The following is a 20,707-nucleotide window of genomic DNA, read 5'->3' as shown; positions in this document are numbered from 1 at the left end:
ATTGTCGCCGTTGCTCTGTCGCAACAACAAGATATATATTACTATTGAAGTTCGACCTTTGCAAGTACTTTCTGAAAAAAAGTTAATTTTTTTTGATTTCCTCGATATCAAGTACCTTATCGATCCAATCACTACTGTAGAAATCCTCCTCATGAGTGACTAGGATCATTGATCCATCATAGTTTCTAAGTCCTTTACGGAGTGCAGCCTTACTCTCATCGTCCAAATGATTCGTTGGTTCGTCCATGAATAAGAAGTTAGTAGGATCAAACATCAAGTCAGCTAATTTGACCTTAGTCTGCTCCCCACCAGATAGTGAACGGATATTAGACATGATCTGTTGATTAGTTAATCCAGTTCTAGCCAGCACACGTCTAACTTCCTTACCATCCTTATCTGGGTGGTCGCGGCTGACGATCTGGAATGGTGTTTCCATATTATTGTTCCAAACTAGGTCCTGCTTGAAGTATCCGATCTTAACCACTTCAGAGAAGTCGAAGTTACCATTGATAGGTTTGATCATCCCCAGAAGAGTCTTGATCAAGGTAGACTTACCGATACCATTGAATCCTTTAATAACCATCTTCTCACCACTAACAATCGAGAAGTTCAGTTTTTGCTCAAATAGCGCCTTGTCATAACCGATCTGTAAGTCATTTACTTCCAAGATCATTCTTGAACTAGGTATTTCAGAATATGGAAAACCAAAACTACCGATTTTCTTATTCCCTGGTGGTGTTAGAACGTCCATATGTGCTAATTGCTTTTCACGACTCTTTGCACTCTTTGAACGAGTTCCAGCCTTGAATTTTCTGATATAAGCTTTAGTTTTAGCAATTTTTTCTTGCTGTTTAACATAAGCTTTCATGTAAGTCTCTTTATTGGCAGACTTTTGCTTTTGAACTTGTTTCAGGTTACCCGTATATTTGGTGATTTTACCAAATTCAATATCGGCAACACAGTTAACTATCTTATCTAAGAAGTTATAATCATGGGAGATAACGATGAAGGCACCTTCAAAATTATTTAAATATTCAGATAGCCATTCAATATGGTTAGTATCCAAATAGTTAGTTGGCTCATCTAATAGGATCATATCTGGCTTCTCTAATAGGATCTTAGCCAAAATGATCTTCGAACGTTGACCACCACTAAGCTTAGATACATCGTGATCATAGCCGATAGCATCTAACCCTAGACCGGTAGCCACCTGTTCGATCTTAGTATCTAATTCATAGAAGTCATTAGCGTCCAAAATTTCTTGGAGTTTACCAGCCTTCTCTAGATCATCTTCGTCAGGTTCATTCATATAGATCTCAGTTAATTTGTCATTTGCTTCATATAGATTGCTAAAAGCCGTCTGCAAATATTCTTTAACAGTCATTCCTTCAACCAGTCTAGCTTGCTGATCCAAATAGCCGATAGTCAAATGCTTTTGCCACGTGATCTTACCTTCATCTGGTTCGATCTGACCAGTCAAAATCTTGATGAAGGTAGACTTACCAACACCATTTTGACCAGTGATACCTAAGTGGTCTTCTTTATTTACTTGTAAACTTGCATCGTCATACAGTCTCTTGTCCAAGAACTGTTGCGTCAAGTTATGTACTTCTAAAACACTCATATTAAATCTCCTTATATCTCTTAACACCATAACAAAAGGCTGAAACAATTACATGTTTCAGCCCTCATGTTGGTTTTATCTACTATTAGTAATTAGTTGGACCAGAACCAGCTCCGGTAAAACGATGCTCGGTCTCTGTTCCTTCCGTACTTGTAGTACTGCCTGTGGTTCCAGCACTACTTGATGTTGTGGAACTTACGATCTTGATTTCGTAATTTTGAGTCTGAGTTCCAGTATATTCGAATGAGAATCCACGTCTCTCATTATACTTGTTCAACTTAGTCTCTTCATTACTCAAGGTTTCTTCTGATAAACCGAGTGACTTACGCAATTTATTAGATACTCGTTGTAGTTCCTTAGTTGGTGCAATTTCATAAGACGAGCCATTGATCATCGAACCATATCCTTGAATATGATCTGAACCGATCTTCTTAGCTGCACCGCTGTAATTCAAGAACATTGATTGCATATCAGTAAAACTCAAGTTAGTCGTCATTGAGTTAGAGATGCTGTCTAGGACCTTTTGATAACGCGTAAAGGTCTTAGCAGAAGCTGCACTCTTGATAATAGCAGTAATGACTTGACGTTGACGTTTCTGTCGACCGTAGTCACCTTCTGGATCTTCATATCTCATACGAGAGTAATCCAATGCCTGCTTACCATTCAAGTGCATGCTACCCTTCTTGAAGTGTGATTCCTTTTCACCAGTATCACCATAAGAGAAGCTGAATGGTACATCAACATCAACACCACCAACGGCATTGACGATCTTCTTCAATGAATTAAAGTCGACTTTGACATAATAATCAATTGGCACATTCACGAGCTTCTCAGTCGTTACGACCGCACTCTCTTCATTACCAATGTTATAAGCTGAGTTGATCTTTGCAATCTTCTTGGTGTTATTGCCAACGCCCTTCCAAATTTGAGACATAGTATCACGCGGAACAGATACCATCTTCGTCTTATTCGTCGTCGGGTTGACCGTTACAATGATCATCGTATCAGAATTACCACGATAATCAGTCTCAGTATCTCTAACACCATTATCAGTTGTATCGACACCTAATAGTAAGATCGAGACAGGCTTCTTGTCACTGATCTTAGCTGAAGGTGCCTTACCATCTAGGGCCTTGTACGTGTTTCCCAGAGAATTTTGGGCTTGAGCATACAATCTGAATCCGTAAGCACCAATAACAAAGAGCGCTACTAGAAGTGTCAGACCCATCACCTTTAGAAAAGGATGCTTGCCGCCACCACCGCCATTGCCGCTAGACAAAGCGCTGTTTCTAGATATCTTTCTTTGTTCTCTAGACATATTATTATTATTGTCCATATTAAACTCCAATTAGTGTATCCGAAATTACAAACTACCATAATTCATTATATATAGGTAGAACACAATTATACAGCGTAATTTAAACATCGTATATTAAATTACGCATATAAATGCATTAGACACTATTATAAAAGTTTAATCAAAACTGTCAAATTTACTTCCAGAAAAATGTATTGGCGTTATAATTTTTTAAAATGAGAATTATTTTGTTTTATATTCTTGTCAATTAGGGGGTCACTAGCGATGAAAAAGACTAGTACTCAACGGGTATCAGAGCTGTGTTTGAAAACAGGATATCTTCTGATCAGTGGTGGAGCTGAGTCATATCGGATCGAAGATACAATAGAAAGAATTGGAAAATCTCTCGGTCACGATGTCAACTGCTACGTTACTGTCACAGCGGTTTTCGTCGAAGTTGATGGTCAAAACTCAAAATTTATTAAATCTACTCGGTGGGACCAATTTACAGATGATCGATGACATAAATACACTGTCACGCAGACTAGCTGAAAAGAAAATAAATCCTAAGGATTTTACTGAGGAAATCGAGAAGATCTATCAAGATAAACATACGACTGACTTTCCTTTCTATTTAAAGGCTTTTGGCGCCGGTTTAGTTTCTATGGCACCGATGCTTCTATTCACTATGCCGCTTTATTATTTTATCTATTGTTTCATCGTCGGCACGATCGGTTATGGAGTCTCGTATTACTTGGCTAAACTATCCAATTTACCTTATGTTGACCTGTTTATTTCCGGGTTCGTGATCGCACTTCTTTCTATTATATTAAGTAAATTAAATTTGGTCGGACAATATCACAATATTATCATCGGAGCTATCATGCCGTTAGTACCTGGAGTGGCGATCACCAACGCTATTCGCGAACTTGTCATGCGACATGCTTTAAGTTCCGCCGTCAAACTACTAGACGCTCTGCTCGTCGCCAGTAGTATCGGCTTCGGTATTGCCACAGCACTGATTCTATTCTAAGGAGGTACGATCATGGTCGCACTATTATTGAATCTCGTTTTAAGCGCCGCATCAGCAATCGGTTTTTCACTAATAACCAATGCCCCTCATCGTGCTGCCGGTATCATTGGTCTCACAGGCGGACTGAGTTGGACGATTTTTTGGATACTAAAAAATTGGGCACACGTTAATATTTTATTTGCGAACTTTGTGGGTGCTCTAACGATCGGACTTTTAACCTATTATTTGTCTCGTAAGTTCAAACTGCCCGAAAATATTATTTACATCCCCTGCCTAGTCAATCTAGTTCCCGGAGGTAATGCCTATCGCACGATCCTCTATATGGTTCAGAACAAATATATCGATTCACTTGAACAAGCGATCACCACATTTTTGATTGCTTCATTCCTAGCTGTGGGCTTATTTTCGGCACAATATTTGGTTTCAATAGTAAAGGGAATTATCTATTTCCGAAAAATAAAACGTTAGATTTTGGGTTCAATTGACATTTGTTTACTGTATAATCTTCCTTCGTAGGAGGATATTTTCATGCCAGAAACAAAGAATAATGCAAAGACCTTCCGATGGTGGAATATAGCCTTAGTCGGCTTCACTTCCGTCTGGGGGTTGAATAATGTTATCAATAACTTTGCCAATCAAGGCTTAGCTGTTGTAACATCTTGGATTTTGATCATGCTCTTGTATTTTGTCCCTTATACCTTAATGGTGGGACAATTAGGATCGGCCTTTCAAAACTCCGGTGGTGGTGTAAGTTCATGGATTAAGATGTTATCTAATAACAAGCTTGCTTACTTCGCCGCTTGGACTTATTGGGTCGTTCACGTTCCATATTTAGCACAGAAACCACAGATCATTATGATCAGTTTGAGCTGGTTATTTAAGGGTAACGGTTCATTCGTCAATACAGTCTCACCACTTGTGGTTCAGGGACTGAGTTTAGTGATATTCTTGGGATTCGTGTGGATAGCAAGTAAGGGTGTTGCCACATTGAATAACATTGGTAGTATCGCTGGTATCGCGATGTTTGTGATGTCGATGCTGTTTATCATCTTAGGTGTCAGTGCTCCATTTATCACTCATGTTCAAATCGCTACACCAAACATGTCTGATATTCATACTTATATACCGAAATTCGACATGCAGTACTTCACGACTATTTCGATGTTAGTCTTCGCCGTTGGTGGATCTGAAAAAATCTCACCTTACGTTAACAAGACGAAGAATGCTTCTAAAGAATTCCCTCTAGGGATGATCATCTTGGCAGCAATGGTTGCCGTATCCGCTGTTCTTGGTTCATTTGCTATCGGAATGATCGTTGATTCAAACCACATTCCTGCTGACTTGATGGCAAATGGTGCTTATCAAGCTTTCCAATTCTTAGGTAACAGTTTCCACGTTGGTAACTTGTTCGTCTGGGCTTTCGCTCTCACGAATACTTTGGCTTCAGCCGCCGCTCTAGCAATCTCGATCGATACTCCACTTCGTATGTTGTTAGACGATGCTGATAAGAAGTACATCCCTAAGGCATTGAGCAAGAAGAACAAAAAGGGTATTGCTATTAACGGCTACTACATGACTGCTGCTCTAGTATCTATCCTGATCATCGTTCCTGCACTAGGTATCAACGGAATGAATGACTTGTACAATTGGATGCTTAACCTTAATTCAATCGTTATGCCAATGCGTTACCTCTGGGTATTCCTTGCCTACATGCTTTTGACAAAACAATTAGACAAGTACAAGTCAGACTATATGTTCGTTAAGAATAAGTACGTTGGCTTCGGATTCGGCCTTTGGACATTCTTCTTAACAGCATTTGCCTGCATCATGGGTATGGTTCCAAAGATGAACATGGCGCAAGACCCATCTTCATGGTGGTTCCAACTAGCACTTAACATTGCTACACCGATCATCTTCATTCTCTTGGGATTGATCTTACCTGCAATTGCCAAACGGACTAATGGTCCTGAACTTAATTAAAATTAAAAACGACTTCCTGTCATGATGACGGAAAGTCGTTTTTTTGTTGCCTAGTTATTCGTACTATCTGATGTAGTACTTGAGCTATTCGAATTACTACTGTTAGAACTGCTCGAGCCTGAATCCACATTTAACTTAAGATCAGGTGCATTACCACCATAACTTCTGATTTCATTCATGATATCGATCAGCTTTTGTTTCTGGTCGTCTTTATCAGAGTCATTATTCTTATAAGCATCTTTGACCTTTTGTAATTGTGAATCATATTGCGTCTGCAATTTGGCTACTTTATCTTTACGCTCTTTGTCACGTTGTGCTTCAAGATCTTCTTTTTGAGCATCGTAACCAGCAATCTTTTTATTGTCCTTTTCAGACTGGAACATCGCTTGACTCATATTCAGATCCTTCTGCAGTTCCAGAATTTGATTGTTGAACTTGATCTTTGCACTCTGACGTTTGACATTAGCATTCAAATAACGAATCTTTTGAATCTCATCAAGCTTCTTATCATACTGCGACTGCTTCTTGATCGGTGTCTCGTTATATTTGTCGATCGCCTTTTGAACCTTATGCTCCCGACTGAATTCCTCTTTTTTCGTCAAATGATAGATGATTCGATAGTCCATATTATAGAGACGATTATCATTCTTCGACTCTTGCTTCTTATTGAACTTCTCGAAGTTAGTGTCGATCACATCTTGAATACTTGGCTGCTTGTTACTCTTAACGACCGTTAGATCTTGACCACTGACCTTGACCGTACTTGGCTTCTTGAAGTCGGTGTCCTTTTCCTTCAATTGATCAACTAAGTACTCACCCTCAGCTTTAAAAGTCGACATTGGTAATGACTGTTCTGCACCGGTCAATGATGAAGATACATCGTTACCAGTCCAGTTAGCGATCGTAAATGACTTAGTCATTCCGACGAAGTAAGAATCCTTCGTATTATCAGTTGTACCCGTCTTACCAGCTGTGTGACTGTAATTATCCAGTGCCGCAGCTTTTCCTAATCCGTCACTGATAACTGACTGCATAGTATTGATCGTCATATAACTTGCATCTGCCGAATAAATCTTCTTCTTCAAGTGCGTGTTCTGATAAATATAACGTTCATGTGAAGTATCGTAGATGCTTGTCAAATTACTTGGATGGATAAATTGACCATTCCGGGAGAATGAACTGTATCCCGAAGCCATTTCAGTTGTCGTAACACCATAAGTAAACCCACCGATCGCAATGATCGGATTATTATCTTGTGGTGTTAATCTGGCAAATTCCATCTTCGTTAGGTCATCATAATAAGTATGATCCTTATCTTCAGAAGCTAATTTGAACGCAACCGTATTGATCGAGTTCTCTAGTGCATGACGGACGGTCGTTCTGCCAGTATAGCCGCTATACCAGTTTGTTATCGCGTGACCAGAATCTGAACTAACAGCCGAATCGATCACACTGCTCTGTGGTAAATAACCACGTTCAAATGCAGGCGCATAGGCTGTCAGCGGCTTAGCTGATGAACCAGGTTGACGATAGCCCATAATAGCACGGTTGACCTGATCTCCCTCAGTTGTACGTCCACCAACGATTGCTAAGACATCCCCAGTCTTGTTATCGATCACAGTACTTGAGACTTGTGGCGCTAGTTTTCCGTGAACATCTCTACCTGTATAAGCAGCGTACTGTTTAGCAACGATACTTTCGATTTGGTTTTGGATATCCATGTCGATCGACGTATGAATACTGTAACCACCATCCATCAATTCACCATGAGCACGTTCATAGGCTTGTTGGTATTCCGTATTATATTGTTTTCTTTGAGCATCAGTATCGAACTTGTACTTCAGTGTGAAGCCTGATGACTTCATCAATTCCTCCGTCGCATTATAGACGGCATAACTCAAGGCATAGTTGTTCGAAACATCATTATCATATTTATGTTCATTGACTTTGATACCTAATGGACGTTTCCTAGCGTTACGATATGTCGATTTATTGATCACACCGTTCTTATAAAATATGGATAAGACCATGTTTCGGCGCAACAACGAGCGATGCGGATAGTTAACCGGATCATAGTAGATCGGGTTATTAGGGATGCCGACTAGCATCGCTATTTTATCGATCGATAAGTCATTTTGATTCTGTGAGAAATAGTAATTGGCAGCACTACTGAATCCATATGAACCATGCCCCATATAGACATCATTGATATAGAATTCGAGAATCTGTTTCTTAGTAAACTTCTTCTCCAATTGTTGAGCAATAACCATTTCTTTTAGTTTACGATTGAATGTCTGTGACTGATCTTTCAAAACAACATTTTTGACTAGTTGTTGTGTCAGTGTTGATCCACCTTCAATTCGGCGGCGCATAACTTTGGCCACTAGCGAACGTAAGATAGCGTATGGATCAACACCGTGGTGAATATAAAAACGCTGATCTTCTACCTTTACTAACCCTTTGGTTATCTTCGGATTAATTTCATTTATCGGAGTATAATCAGAACTTGATTGGGACAACTTTTTGATAACTTTACCGTTACGATCATATATAACGGTGCTGTTCTTTGGCTTAAAGTCGCCTTTTGTCAGTCCTTGGCTATATGAATAACCGTCCGCAATATTGTTTTTGATGTCGTAACCATACTTGGCCCAGAACAAACCTGTTCCGACCAAGATCAAGACAACAATAACTAAGATGACCCATGGCCATTTTCTATGTCGTTTAACATGTTTCCTTTTTAGATTTGTTTCTCTCATAATGACCCCTAATTAACATAGAATGTGATACCTGTTGAAACTTCAGACTTCAAATTCGATAAGTCAGATGAGCTGACCTGCATACCGTTGTTGTAGCTTGAACCACCGCTATAGATGAAGCCGATCGTACTACCACTACTGAAGTAGATCGAATTTGTCAGCGCACTGTTATTCTTGAACCAGAAGACCGGTGTTGCTGAATTGAAGTCAGCGGTCGTATTGTCTGCGTCTGTCACGTTCAAGTCGGACAAACTATCAGTCGTCGCACCACTTACGTATTGACCGAAGTTGCTACTGCTGTTATCAGTAATGATGGCATCCGATGAACCAGCTGAGACTAGTCGCTTGATCGTATACTTACCCTTACTTACTTGTGAGTTAGAAACACTGATATAACCATCTTGGGCTACATACTTGCCGCCAGCTTTCGTCATCAAGGCTAGGTTATTCGAACTTGAATCATAGTACAAGACGTATTTGCCAGTTAATCCCGCTGCTGTCAAAGCATCTTCGGCATCACTGGAGAAGTCTAGACTAGAAACAATATCAACTTGTGCTGGTGTATATTTCTCAGTCAATGGTGAATTACGCAGCTCTTCTAACTCTTGCTTAGCAGCCTCAACTTGAGTACTCTCACCTTGGTGACTTGCGTAATAGTCGCGCATTTTATTGACCGCTTCTGTCCACTGCTTCTTGACAGACTTGTTCTTGATTAATTTGTAATAAGTACTAGACATCGAGACCTTCTTAAAACTCAAACTAGCATTGTCTTCATTGAAGGCATCCCAGACCTTAGAAATATATTTATCTGCATCACGGGTCTGTTCATACCAGATCTGAATCGTATCCAGTTTGTTCCGCAATTTTTGGTAAACATCCTGATTCTTCTCTTTGAGCAATTTTTTATCTAATTCATTGATCTTATCGTCATTCACATCATTACGATAATCATTTTTACCATCGTAGAGACTATTTATTTCAGCTGAACGCTGCTTTCTAGCATTGACGTATTGTTCCAATTCATTGTATTTTTTAACATTGTCCGCTGTGACTACATATCCATCCGATACATCGATCAACTTGCCGATGGCATTCAGCGAATGATAATCAAGGTCAGTCTTCAAGACTTCTAATTCCTTGTCCTGATACTGACTAGATATTTTGGAGGTAACAACCGCATTGACAACGCCGCGTGAGAGCATCACAAAGAATATTACCGCTGTGATGATTCCCACAACCGCAGCGCCAATGACCATATAATCTTTGCTACCCCTTAAATCTTTCTTATCTTTCATTATTTTCTCCAAATACACATATCTTTTTGTATATTATATATATTAAGGTAACACACTTACAAAGGGTGAATAATTTGAAAAAATTAAACAAAAAATATATCAAATGGTTTGTTTTACTAGGACTGATCATCTTGGTCGGCATTTCCTATGGGTTCAACATCTACAATATCAAGGATAAGACCGTCGATAAGATATCCAGCATGACGATTCCCTTCTCGCTGATCGTTAATCCTAAGAATGTCGATGAAGGTATCGCACCAAAGTCGATTTCACTTAAGACTGGTGACATGGAGAAGACTAAGTTAAAGGCGATCAGCTTAGTTTCAACTATCAATGATGACTATCAGAATACTAAGGAGCTAGACTTTTTGTCCAGTGATCAAGAGAAGGCTCTGCTCAAAAGAGTTCACAAAGAACCTCATCGTTATATTTATAAAATGACCTTGCTTAACTTCGGTCGCGATAACAACGGTAACTACATTACCGTCAGCTGCAATCGCTACGATGATACCAAAAACATCGTTAGTTATCGTTACCGTCTCTACTACAAAGATAACAATATTACTTCAGCCAAGTACTTGAATACCAAATCAAACAAGTTTCCACCTAAGTACGTGATCGAAGATACTGAATTAGGTGCATCTGGTATCGATCAGGCCAAGCCTTTTATGGAACGAATCAAGACAACCATTATTAATTCCAACTTAACGATGGCCAATGCCACTGATCCTGGGGACTTCAATCAATTGTCGATCAACTTAGGATTGAATCCTGATGACAGTAACAATGGACTTTATAATTTGGCTAAGAACTCTAATTCACGAGTTACTAACTTCGGTATTGTCGGTTATCAATTATCCGATGTACCACGTTACTCGCGAATCTATTTGAAACAACAGACTAAAGACACTAGTTACTACTATACTTTGACGTTTAATCGTAATAGTAATAAGTTTGTTAAGTTCCAGCGTGGGATTATTTCTACTGATAATAAGAATTAGGGTATGTAAAAAGGAGTTAGGACTACTTTGATTAGTAGTTCTAACTCCTTTTTTGTGGTTCTGAAACGCGTTTACAAAAGGCAAACCTCTGCGCTTACTACGAATAGCGACTTCACCACTTCGTGATAAATCCACTATCCTAGGTAATGCTCAAGGTCTGACCGCCTTTTTACACGCTCTTCCGAAACGCGCTTATGATAGACAGCACCCTGCGCTTACTACGATTAATAATCGCACCAACTTCGTTGGCACCATCATTAATCTAGGTAATGCTCAGGAGCTACCCGTTTATCAACGCGCTCTAGCTATTCCAAACGTCATTTACTTCAATAGTTTGTTCACGATCAGGTCCGACTGATACTGTCGCATATTCAACGCCTAATTCACTCTTCAAGAAGTCCAAGTAATCTTGAGCTTGTTGTGGTAAATCACTTAGGCTCTTAGCTTGAGTAATGTCATCATCCCAACCTGCAAATGTCTGATAAACTGGCTTGCATTGAGCCAAGATATTTAAGTTTGCTGGATATTCGTCAATGATCTTGCCATTTAAGTTGTAGCCTGTACATACTTTGATTTCTTTGAGTCCTGTTAAGACATCAAGACAGTTAAGCGATAGATGTGTCACGCCGGAAACATTGGCTGAGTGACGTAGAACAACTGTATCTAACCAACCAACACGACGTGGACGATGTGTAACCGTTCCATATTCGTGTCCTGCTTCACGCAAGAAGTCACCAGTTTCATTCTCTTGTTCTGTTGGGAATGGACCAGCGCCAACACGTGATGTGTAGGCTTTGACAACACCGATAACGTTATCGATCAATGGAGCACCGATACCAGCACCAGTAGTAACACCACCAGCTGGATTAGATGAAGTAACGTATGGATATGTACCATGATCGATGTCGAGCATGATTCCTTGAGCGCCTTCAAATAATACATTCTTACCAGCTTTTAATTCACGGTTCAAGTAGGCTGAAGTGTCGATGACACGATCCTTCAAACTTTGACCGATTTCATAAAACTTGTTATAGATAGTATCAAAATCCATTGGTTCAGTTCCATAAATCTTAGTAAATAATTCATTCTTTTGTTTAAGGTTCTCTGTTAATTCTGCTTTAAAAATATCTTTGTCCAAGATATCAGCCATTCTGATACCAACACGGGCAGCTTTGTCCATGTATGCAGGTCCGATACCACGATTAGTAGTACCAACTTTGGCATTACCTCTGGCTTGTTCCTGACACTTATCCAATTGAATATGATATGGAAGGATCAATTGAGCGCGGTTTGAAATCTTCAAGTTAGTTGTATCAACACCTTGATCATGAAGACGTTGTAACTCTTCTGCTAGAGATTCAATATTCAAAACCACACCATTACCGATTACACTAGTTTTGTCTGAATACAAAATACCTGATGGTACTGATCTCAACTTATAAACATTCCCGTCGATATTTAATGTATGTCCAGCATTGTCACCACCTTGATATCTGGCGATGATGTTAGCTTCTCCACTAAAGTAATCAGTAATCTTACCTTTACCTTCGTCACCCCATTGGTTCCTACTACAACGACTGTTGTCATATCCAATTCTCCTCTTGCACTTTGTATTTGGGATTTTGGTTCGTTAGTTTCTTATGTGGTTTCCTCTATTCTGAAACGAGTTACAGAAGCCAAATTTCTGTGCTTACTACGATTAACGATTGCACCAACTTCGTTGGCACCATCATTAATCTAGGTAATGCTCAAAATTTCCCGGCTTCTTCCACTCTCTAATTTTCAGGGATATTAGCAATCGAAGAAAACTTATTATAAGATTTCACGAACAATAGCTTTGCCGTTCCTCTTGGACCCGAACGATTTTTTCCGACGATAACTTCAACTTCGCCGACATCTTGGTCCTCCTGATTTTCAGGTTCACTATTTTCACCGTCGCCTTCTTCGTCTCGATAATAATCATCACGATATAAGAAGGCAACAATATCAGCGTCCTGTTCAATTGAACCAGATTCACGGATATCTGACAACATAGGTCGCTTGTCTTGACGAGCTTCAACACCACGAGAAAGCTGTGATAGCGCGATTACTGGCACATGCAATTCTTTTGCTAATTTTTTTAAGTTACGAGAGATAACTGACACTTCTTGTTGTCTATTCTCTTGTCCAGTACCTTCGATCAATTGTAAATAATCAATAATGACTAGATCCAATTTGCCAGATTCCTTCAAAAGTCGACGACATTTTGATCTGATCTCAGCCATTTTTGAACCTGGAGTATCGTCAATATAGACATTAGTTCTGGATAAACTTCCCATCGCTACAACTAAACTATTCCATTGATTTTCGTCTAATTGTCCGGTTCTAAGTGCATTAGCATCGATACTGCCCTCTGAACAAAGCATACGATTGACCAATTGTTCCGCACCCATTTCAAGTGAGAAGATGGCGACCGTTGCTTGATCCTTGGTAGCAGCATTCTGCGCCAAGTTCAGGGCAAAGGCTGTCTTACCCATACCAGGTCTAGCGGCCAAAATAACTAATTCATCTTTATGTAAGCCAGTTGTTAAAGCATCAAGGTCTTTATATCCAGTCGATAAACCTGTAACATCTGAATCTTGATCATACAAGCGGTCGATTTCTTCAAAGGACGACTTGACAACATCCGAGATCTTTCGAAATCCTTTGTGATTACGATTCTCCGACACATCCATAATGTCACGTTCAGATTGATCGATGATCGTATCAAGATCTTCGTCTTCGTCAAAACTACGGCCAACAATGTTGGTCGCAGCGTTGATCAATCTTCTCAAGACCGACTTATTTTTAACGATTTTGGCATAATAACCAGTATTAGCGGCAGTTGGTACAGAATTAGCGAGATCAGCCAAATAACTAACTCCACCAATATCTTCAATTTGATTCATTTTGTCCAGTTCATTTTGAACTGTCACAACATCGACCGGTTCTTCGCGGTCATTTAAGTTGACCATTGCCTGGAACACTAATTGATTAGCATGTTGATAAAAATCATCTGCTTCAACGTATTCCATAGCTTCAACTAATGCATCTTGACTAAGAAATACCGCCCCTAAGACGGCTTGCTCAGCATCTTTGTCATTGGGCGGTATGCGTGAAGTTATATCATTATTCATTTATTCCTAACTCTTTTCAACAATATGAACTCTTATAGTAGCTTCTACACCATCAAAAATCTTTGCGGGTACATTTATGTATCCCAGTGCTTTAGCTCCTTCAGAGAGCACCATTTTGTGCTTGTCGACCTTCAAACCGTATTGCTTGTCGAGTTCTTCAGCAATCTTCTTAGTAGTAACTGAACCGAATAATCTTCCGTCAGTACCAGCTTTAGCTGAGATCTCAACAACAGTACTGTCCTTTTCGATCTCTGCTTTAAATTTTTTAGCTTCAGCCAATTCAGCTTGATAATCTTTTTCTTCACGATTTTGTTCAGCTGTTAGCTTAGCCATATTAGCCTTAGTAGCTTCGATAGCTTTGTTATTCTTGATTAAAAAGTTTTGTGCATAGCCTGAAGCAACGTTTTTAACTTCGCCCTTCTTGCCTTTTCCTCTAACATCTTGAGTAAAGATAACCTTCATAATAAAAACTCCTCCTACTTTTTACTACTGTCCGATAAAACATCAACTAATTGATCCTTGGCTTCGTCAACCGTTACGTCAGCAATCTGTGTGGCAGCGTCAGTCAAATGACCGCCTCCGCCGAGTTTCTCCATGATAACTTGAACGTTGACTTTGCCCAGACTTCTGGCAGAAATACCTACACGTCCGTCTGGTCGCTTACTGATAACAAATGATGCTTCAACATTATTCAATGATAACAATGTATCTGCCGCTTGAGCAACAATGACCGGATCATACGATCGATCATTTTCACCGAAGCAGACTGCCATTTGTCCACCCACCATCGTGATTGTTTCGATCAAATGGTTTCTCTGGATGAATGAATCAATATTTTCCTTCAACAAGTTCTGGATCAGAGCTTCATCCGCACCGACAGAACGCAAATAACTGGCTGCGTCAAAGGTTCTGGTACCAGTTCTGAGTGAGAACGACTTGGTATCGACTGTGATACCAGCTAACAATGAAGTAGCTTCGATCTTCTCAACCGACTTCTTGTTCTTTGGTTGGTATTCAAGCATTTCAGTGATCAACTCACTTGTTGAAGATGCGTATGGTTCGATGTAGATCAACATTGGGTTCTCAGGGAATTCCTCGCCACGTCTGTGGTGATCGATCACAACGACCCTTTCATTAGCTTGATTGAATAGACTTGGATTGATCGAGATACTTTGCTTCGAATGATCGACCATAACGATCAAAGTATTCGAAGTTCTAAGATTCATCGATTCTTCCGGTGTTACAATGTCATTCTTGATTTCTGGATCTTTATTGATCAGTTGTAACAAGCGACTGACATCAGTATGAATCGTCTTAGGATCGATAACTACCTTACAAGGTGTGTTATTCATCAAAGCGATACGTCTGATACCCAACGAAGAACCGACAACATCCATATCTGGATGAGAATGTCCCATAACAATGACTTGGTCACTGTCCTTGAGTAATTCTTGTAAAGCTTCACTGATCATTCTTGCACGAACGCGTGTTCGCTTCTCCATTGGATCAGTATTACCGCCATAGAATCTAGCCTTCTTACCGATCTCTTTAACAACGACTTGATCTCCCCCACGGCCTAAGGCTAAGTTCAGGTTCTTCTGAGCTTCATCATTAAGTGTATTAAGATCATCCACTCCATATGCGAAGCCCATACTCAACGTCAACGGTACATTTTGCTGCGACGTATATTCACGGATCGCATCCAAGATCTTAAACCCAGTTTCTTCCATCTTAAATACCTTACCGGTATAAGCAACGATAAAGAAATGATCATCATCGATCCGCTTCAAAAACATTTGTTCACGCGATGACCAATTCGATAATTCATTAGTAATATAATTATCCAAATTAGAAATATCACGATCACTCATTGACTGGGTAATTTCAGCGTAGTTATCCAAATAAACTTGACCAATCACTGAACGATTCTTTTCATAACGCCTCTCAATTTTTGAGTAGTGGGTAATGTCCATGAAATAAATGACTTTTAATTCAGTCTGAACTTGTACCAAATAGTACTTGTTACCGATCTGAATCGTCTTATACTTACCATGATTATCTTCGTCTTCATCATCATCAACAAATGATGCCAATTCGGATGAAATATCAGAGATATTCATGCTGTATACTGAATCGATCCCTGTCTTCTCGACAAAATACGGATTGACCCACTGTACTTGCTTATCATTATCATAGAGCAAAATTCCCAACGGATACTCGACAAAACTATTATCCGTTCCTCGATCAATTCGATATTGCAAATTATTAGTATACTTACCAGCTTTTTCTCCTAAAAGCAAAAACAAGTATATAAAAAGTACAAATGCAATTACAACTAATAGCGACTGAATGTAACCACTCCATGAACCATGAATCAGTCCGACTATAAAAATCGATATCAACATAACAACTAACGAAACCGCCGTCAGTTGTGTTGAGTAATCAACTCGAGAAAGGAAGAAACGCAGATTAGATTTTATCTTTTTCATATTAGTCCCCTCTTAGATATACCCCTTAATTTTATCACAGCCGACGCCTATTTATAGAAAAAATAATGAGCTCTATACTAACGATAAATTTAGGTAAAAAAAAAGCCCGGACATATGTCCCGACCTGAATTTTCAAAAATTAGTCTTCTGCAACGAATGGTAATAGTGCCATGATTCTTGCACGCTTGATAGCGATTGTAAGACTTCTTTGGTTCTTTGCACTTGTACCTGTAACACGTCTAGGCAAGATCTTACCACGTTCTGAGATAAATCTCTTAAGTAAGTCTGTGTCTTTGTAATCGATGTATTCGATATGGTTAGCTGCGATGAAGTCAACTTTACGTCTTCTACGTCCGCCACGTCTTTGTTGTGCCATTTTAGTCATCCCTTCTATATTAGAATGGTAAGTCGTCATCTGATATGTCGATTGGTTTACTGTTGTCAGCAAATGGATCGCTCATATTATTTGAGTTGTTACTGTTATTGTTAGATTGATTATTATTGTTATTATTATTGTTTCCAAATGGAGACTGATTTGATGATTGATTTTGTTGATTGTTGTATGGAGCTTGATTTGGATTGCTGTTACTGTTGTTAGAATTGCTACTGTTACCACCAAAATTATTATTTGATGATCCAGAATTTCTCTTTTCACTTTCAGCTCTAGATTCTAGTAGTGAGAAGTTGTCGACGACGACCTCTGTAACGTAGACTCTTTGGCCTTGTTGATTCTCATATGAACGACTTTGCAGACGTCCATCGATACCGACAAGTGAACCTTTATTAGTAAAGTTAGAGAAGTTTTCAGCAGCCTTTCTCCAGATAACACAGTTGATAAAATCGCTTCACGTTCGCCTTGAGCGTTCGTAAATTGTCTATTTACAGCAACTGTGAAACTGGCAACGGCAGCCCCGCTAGATGTGTATCTAAGTTCAGGATCACGTGTCAGGCGTCCAACTAGTACAACTCGATTAATCATATGTCTGCCTCCTTAAAGTGTTTCACGTGAAACAAATTAGTCTTCACGTTTGATGATCATGTGACGTAGCATGTTGTCATCGATCTTTGATAGACGGTCGAATTCGTTGATAGCTGCATCATCGTTAGTATTTACATTGATAATATGGTAAATACCTTCTTTGTAATTAGCAATTTCGTATGCTAAACGTTTCTTTTCCCAGTCTTTTGAGTCGATTACGTCAGCGCCGTTGTCCTTAAGGATCTTGTCGTAACGATCGATAAGAGTCTTCTTAGCGTCTTCTTCAATATCAGGTTTGATGATATATGTAATTTCGTAATGTGTCATAAATACTGCACCTCCTTATGGTCTAATGGTTCTACTGAAAGAACAAGGAGCATAAATTAACTACATTTTATACTCACAATGTTAGATTTTATCATAATTTTTCAGTGAATGCTACATTAATTTGCAATAAAAAACGTTTCTGCCTGACACGTATCCTGAATGATACATAATCAAATTACGCAGAAACGTTGATTATTTTTTTATTCTTCTGAATCACTATTAGAATCATCACTTGAATCTGTTTCATTCTTATCTGAAGCGTCATCGTTATTTGAATCATCATTAGTAGAAGTTTGTTCTTTATTATCATCAGAAGCTGATTCTTCATCAACTTCTTCCTCTTCTTCGATCTTGGCCATAGTAGAAACGATCGAATCATCATCGACCTTGATTAATCTGACACCAAGTGTGGCACGACCAGTTTGTGAAACACTGTCGACATCGAATCTGATCATAACACCCTTGTTAGTGATCAACATAATATCTTCGTCACCATTAACGGCTGTCACACCAGCAATCGGACCATTCTTCTCAGTAACGTTAGCGGTCTTGATACCTTTACCACCACGTCCCTTGATTGGATATTCCTCAACTGAAGTTCTCTTACCATAACCCTTTTCAGAGATAGTAAGGACTTCTTGGCCAGCCTCAACGATCGATGAACCAACTACGTAATCTTCATCACGTAACTTGATACCACGAACACCAGCGGCTGTACGTCCCATTGGACGAACATCACTTTCTCTAAAGGTTACAGCGTAACCCTTGTGTGTTCCGATAAAGATAACTTTGTCGCCATTAGTCAAGAAGACATTGTCCAACTCATCCCCATCTTTGAGGGTAATTGAACGAAGTCCTGAATGTCTGATATTAGCGAAGTCAGTTACCGGTGTACGTTTAACTGTTCCGTACTTAGTTACGAAGAACAAGTATGAATTTTCACGGTCAACGTTACGATCAACATTGATAACTGTTTGAATCGTTTCACCTTTCTCGATATTCAGCAAGTTGATCACTGGGATACCCTTAGCCGTACGACCATATTCAGGAACCTCATAACCTTTGGTTCTGTAGACCTTACCGGTATTAGTAAAGAATAACAGACGATCATGAGTCGACGTATAGATCATATGCTCGATGAAGTCATCGTCGTGAACACCCATCCCTTGAACACCACGGCCACCACGGTTTTGAACACGGAATTCATCCATGGACAAACGCTTGATGTAACCTTTGTGAGTCAAGACGATCAATATATTCTCTTCTTCGATCAGATCTTCATCCTCGATATTAGCAACTTCACTAGCACGGATCTCAGTTCTTCTAGGATCACCGAATTTCTCTTGAATATCCAGCAACTCATCATAGATGATCTTATCAACACGTTCTGGCTTAGCCAAAATATCTTTGAAGTCCGCGATCTTAACTAACAAGTCTTGATATTCAGCTTCAACTTTTTCACGTTCCAAACCTGTCAAACGAACCAAACGCATATCAAGGATAGCTTGTGATTGTTTGTCAGATAATTCAAAACGGTCCATCAAAGTTTGCTTAGCAATACTTGAAGTCTGTGATCCACGAATTACTTTGATGATTTCATCAATATGGTCAAGTGCGATCCTCAATCCTTCAAGGATATGGGCACGAGCTTGAGCACGACGCAATTCATACTCAGTTCTACGTCTGATAACAACTTCTTGATGCTTCAAGTAGTATGACAAGACTTCCTTGAGTGATAAGACACGTGGTGTCTTGTCAACGATAGCAACCATATTGATACCATATGAGATTTGAAGTTGTGTCAACTTGTACAAGTTGTTCAGGACAACTGAGGCACTCATATCACGACGAATATCGATCACGATACGCATACCTTCACGGTCTGATTCGTCGTTCAAATCAGTGATACCTTCCAGCTTCTTATCACGAGCAAGTTCAGCGATACGTTCAACCAAGTTAGCCTTGTTGACCATATATGGAAGCTCTGTAACGATGATCTGTTCGGCACCGTTCTTCTTCGTTACAACGTCAACTTTGGCACGTAAGATGATTGTGCCTTTACCATGCTCGTAAGCCTTTCTGATACCAGAACGACCCATGATGATACCACCAGTTGGGAAGTCAGGACCAGGAATGGCCTTCATTAAGTCCGCAATCGTAGCGTCTTTGTTACGCATCAAAATATGTAACGCATCAATAACTTCTTTTAAGTTATGTGATGGAATATTAGTTGTCATACCAACAGCAATACCAGTAGCTCCGTTCACCAAAAGGTTCGGGAATCTAGCTGGAAGTACCATTGGTTCTTTTTCTTCACCATCATAGTTAGGAACAAGATCGACAGTATCTTTGTTGATATCACGCAACATTTCAACCGCCATCTTGCTCATACGTGCTTCGGTATAACGCATAGCAGCAGGTGGATCACCATCGATCGAACCGAAGTTACCATGTCCATCAACCAATGGATAACGATAACTGAAGTCCTGCGCCATTCTAACCATTGATTCATAGATGGCAGAATCCCCATGGGGGTGATACTTACCCATGATGTCACCAACGAAACGGGCACTCTTCTTATAAGGCTTGTCAGGTGTAACGCCCAATTCATTCATACCGTATAGAATACGGCGGTGAACTGGTTTCAATCCATCACGTACATCTGGAAGCGCACGAGATACGATAACACTGGCAGCGTAATCGACGAAAGACTTTTTCATTACTTCCGTCAAATTAACATTTGCTATTCTTCTATCGTCCAATTTGCA

Annotated in this window: 15 protein-coding genes and 2 pseudogenes; 5 read left to right on the top strand and 12 right to left on the bottom strand. The window is 39.6% G+C overall.

The window, feature by feature from the left end:
- Nucleotides 1-82 precede the first annotated feature (82 nt).
- Together JCM14932_RS11960 and JCM14932_RS15530 are read right to left on the bottom strand one after the other, a co-directional pair.
- Complete coding sequence (locus tag JCM14932_RS11960) at nt 83-1,624, bottom strand: ABC-F family ATP-binding cassette domain-containing protein (RefSeq protein ID WP_025025062.1); 1,542 nt, start codon at nt 1,622-1,624, stop codon at nt 83-85.
- An 85-nt stretch (nt 1,625-1,709) separates the two neighbouring features.
- Nucleotides 1,710-2,960 carry an LCP family glycopolymer transferase gene (locus JCM14932_RS15530; RefSeq protein ID WP_025025061.1) on the bottom strand — a complete coding sequence of 417 codons (1,251 nt, stop codon included), beginning with the start codon at nt 2,958-2,960 and terminating at the stop codon, nt 1,710-1,712.
- Nucleotides 2,961-3,206: 246 nt separating this feature from the next.
- On the opposite strand from JCM14932_RS15530, the gene JCM14932_RS17495 reads away from it, so the two are divergent.
- Genes JCM14932_RS17495 through JCM14932_RS11940 form a run of 4 tightly spaced genes read left to right on the top strand, consistent with a single transcriptional unit; the run spans nt 3,207 to nt 5,934 of the window.
- Nucleotides 3,207-3,443, top strand: a complete 237-nt coding sequence (locus JCM14932_RS17495; protein WP_051528131.1) for a threonine/serine exporter family protein — start codon at nt 3,207-3,209, stop codon at nt 3,441-3,443.
- Entirely contained in the window at nt 3,433-3,954 is a 522-nt protein-coding gene (locus tag JCM14932_RS15525) for a threonine/serine exporter family protein (RefSeq protein ID WP_051528130.1), read from the top strand. The genes JCM14932_RS17495 and JCM14932_RS15525 overlap by 11 nt, the downstream gene beginning before the upstream one ends.
- Nucleotides 3,955-3,966: 12 nt before the next feature.
- Nucleotides 3,967-4,422, top strand: coding sequence for a threonine/serine exporter family protein (locus JCM14932_RS11945; protein WP_025025059.1), 456 nt, complete (start codon nt 3,967-3,969; stop codon nt 4,420-4,422).
- Nucleotides 4,423-4,482: 60 nt separating this feature from the next.
- Complete coding sequence (locus JCM14932_RS11940) at nt 4,483-5,934, top strand: amino acid permease (protein WP_025025058.1); 1,452 nt, start codon at nt 4,483-4,485, stop codon at nt 5,932-5,934.
- Between the two features lie 50 nt (nt 5,935-5,984).
- On the opposite strand, the gene JCM14932_RS15520 is transcribed toward JCM14932_RS11940, so the two are convergent.
- The gene (locus tag JCM14932_RS15520) at nt 5,985-8,693 is read right to left on the bottom strand and encodes a transglycosylase domain-containing protein (RefSeq protein WP_025025057.1); all 2,709 of its coding nucleotides are present in this window, start codon (nt 8,691-8,693) and stop codon (nt 5,985-5,987) included.
- Nucleotides 8,694-8,701: 8 nt separating this feature from the next.
- Nucleotides 8,702-9,988, bottom strand: a complete 1,287-nt coding sequence (locus JCM14932_RS11930; RefSeq protein WP_025025056.1) for a hypothetical protein — start codon at nt 9,986-9,988, stop codon at nt 8,702-8,704.
- A 74-nt stretch (nt 9,989-10,062) separates the two neighbouring features.
- Between JCM14932_RS11930 and JCM14932_RS11925 the strand changes: the two genes are divergently transcribed.
- Nucleotides 10,063-10,989, top strand: a complete 927-nt coding sequence (locus tag JCM14932_RS11925) for a hypothetical protein (protein ID WP_025025055.1) — start codon at nt 10,063-10,065, stop codon at nt 10,987-10,989.
- 301 nt (nt 10,990-11,290) lie between these two features.
- On the opposite strand, the pseudogene JCM14932_RS15515 reads toward JCM14932_RS11925, so the two are convergent.
- From JCM14932_RS15515 to gyrA, 8 genes and pseudogenes are all read right to left on the bottom strand, one after another.
- A pseudogene (locus tag JCM14932_RS15515) lies at nt 11,291-12,576 on the bottom strand (adenylosuccinate synthase).
- Nucleotides 12,577-12,764: 188 nt separating this feature from the next.
- Entirely contained in the window at nt 12,765-14,144 is a 1,380-nt protein-coding gene (dnaB, locus tag JCM14932_RS11915) for a replicative DNA helicase (RefSeq protein WP_025025054.1), read from the bottom strand.
- Between the two features lie 6 nt (nt 14,145-14,150).
- On the bottom strand, nt 14,151-14,606 hold the full coding sequence (gene rplI / locus JCM14932_RS11910) for a 50S ribosomal protein L9 (RefSeq protein WP_025025053.1): 456 nt from the start codon (nt 14,604-14,606) through the stop codon (nt 14,151-14,153).
- Between the two features lie 14 nt (nt 14,607-14,620).
- Nucleotides 14,621-16,633 carry a DHH family phosphoesterase gene (locus JCM14932_RS11905; RefSeq protein WP_025025052.1) on the bottom strand — a complete coding sequence of 671 codons (2,013 nt, stop codon included), beginning with the start codon at nt 16,631-16,633 and terminating at the stop codon, nt 14,621-14,623.
- Nucleotides 16,634-16,772: 139 nt separating this feature from the next.
- The gene (rpsR, locus tag JCM14932_RS11900; protein ID WP_025025051.1) at nt 16,773-17,009 is read right to left on the bottom strand and encodes a 30S ribosomal protein S18; all 237 of its coding nucleotides are present in this window, start codon (nt 17,007-17,009) and stop codon (nt 16,773-16,775) included.
- Between the two features lie 19 nt (nt 17,010-17,028).
- A pseudogene (ssb, locus tag JCM14932_RS15510) lies at nt 17,029-17,612 on the bottom strand (single-stranded DNA-binding protein).
- A 36-nt stretch (nt 17,613-17,648) separates the two neighbouring features.
- Entirely contained in the window at nt 17,649-17,939 is a 291-nt protein-coding gene (gene rpsF / locus JCM14932_RS11885) for a 30S ribosomal protein S6 (RefSeq protein WP_025025049.1), read from the bottom strand.
- Between the two features lie 200 nt (nt 17,940-18,139).
- Entirely contained in the window at nt 18,140-20,701 is a 2,562-nt protein-coding gene (gene gyrA, locus JCM14932_RS11880) for a DNA gyrase subunit A (RefSeq protein ID WP_025025048.1), read from the bottom strand.
- Nucleotides 20,702-20,707: the final 6 nt, after the last annotated feature.

Origin of the sequence: Companilactobacillus nodensis DSM 19682 = JCM 14932 = NBRC 107160, assembly GCF_000615905.1 — a bacterium.
Taxonomy (GTDB): Bacteria; Bacillota; Bacilli; order Lactobacillales; family Lactobacillaceae; genus Companilactobacillus; species Companilactobacillus nodensis.
Note: the sequence above shows the minus strand (reverse complement) of the source record. Positions and strands in the feature narration are given on the sequence as shown.

Bases quoted from the DNA above. Each gene is read 5' to 3' on its own strand.
- JCM14932_RS11960 (WP_025025062.1), bottom strand. From the start codon at position 1,624: ATGAGTGTTTTAGAAGTACATAACTTGACGCAACAGTTCTTGGACAAG.
- JCM14932_RS15530 (WP_025025061.1), bottom strand. From the start codon at position 2,960: ATGGACAATAATAATAATATGTCTAGAGAACAAAGAAAGATATCTAGA.
- JCM14932_RS17495 (WP_051528131.1), top strand. From the start codon at position 3,207: ATGAAAAAGACTAGTACTCAACGGGTATCAGAGCTGTGTTTGAAAACA.
- JCM14932_RS15525 (WP_051528130.1), top strand. From the start codon at position 3,433: ATGATCGATGACATAAATACACTGTCACGCAGACTAGCTGAAAAGAAA.
- JCM14932_RS11945 (WP_025025059.1), top strand. From the start codon at position 3,967: ATGGTCGCACTATTATTGAATCTCGTTTTAAGCGCCGCATCAGCAATC.
- JCM14932_RS11940 (WP_025025058.1), top strand. From the start codon at position 4,483: ATGCCAGAAACAAAGAATAATGCAAAGACCTTCCGATGGTGGAATATA.
- JCM14932_RS15520 (WP_025025057.1), bottom strand. From the start codon at position 8,693: ATGAGAGAAACAAATCTAAAAAGGAAACATGTTAAACGACATAGAAAA.
- JCM14932_RS11930 (WP_025025056.1), bottom strand. From the start codon at position 9,988: ATGAAAGATAAGAAAGATTTAAGGGGTAGCAAAGATTATATGGTCATT.
- dnaB (WP_025025054.1), bottom strand. From the start codon at position 14,144: ATGAATAATGATATAACTTCACGCATACCGCCCAATGACAAAGATGCT.
- rplI (WP_025025053.1), bottom strand. From the start codon at position 14,606: ATGAAGGTTATCTTTACTCAAGATGTTAGAGGAAAAGGCAAGAAGGGC.
- JCM14932_RS11905 (WP_025025052.1), bottom strand. From the start codon at position 16,633: ATGAAAAAGATAAAATCTAATCTGCGTTTCTTCCTTTCTCGAGTTGAT.
- rpsR (WP_025025051.1), bottom strand. From the start codon at position 17,009: ATGGCACAACAAAGACGTGGCGGACGTAGAAGACGTAAAGTTGACTTC.
- rpsF (WP_025025049.1), bottom strand. From the start codon at position 17,939: ATGACACATTACGAAATTACATATATCATCAAACCTGATATTGAAGAA.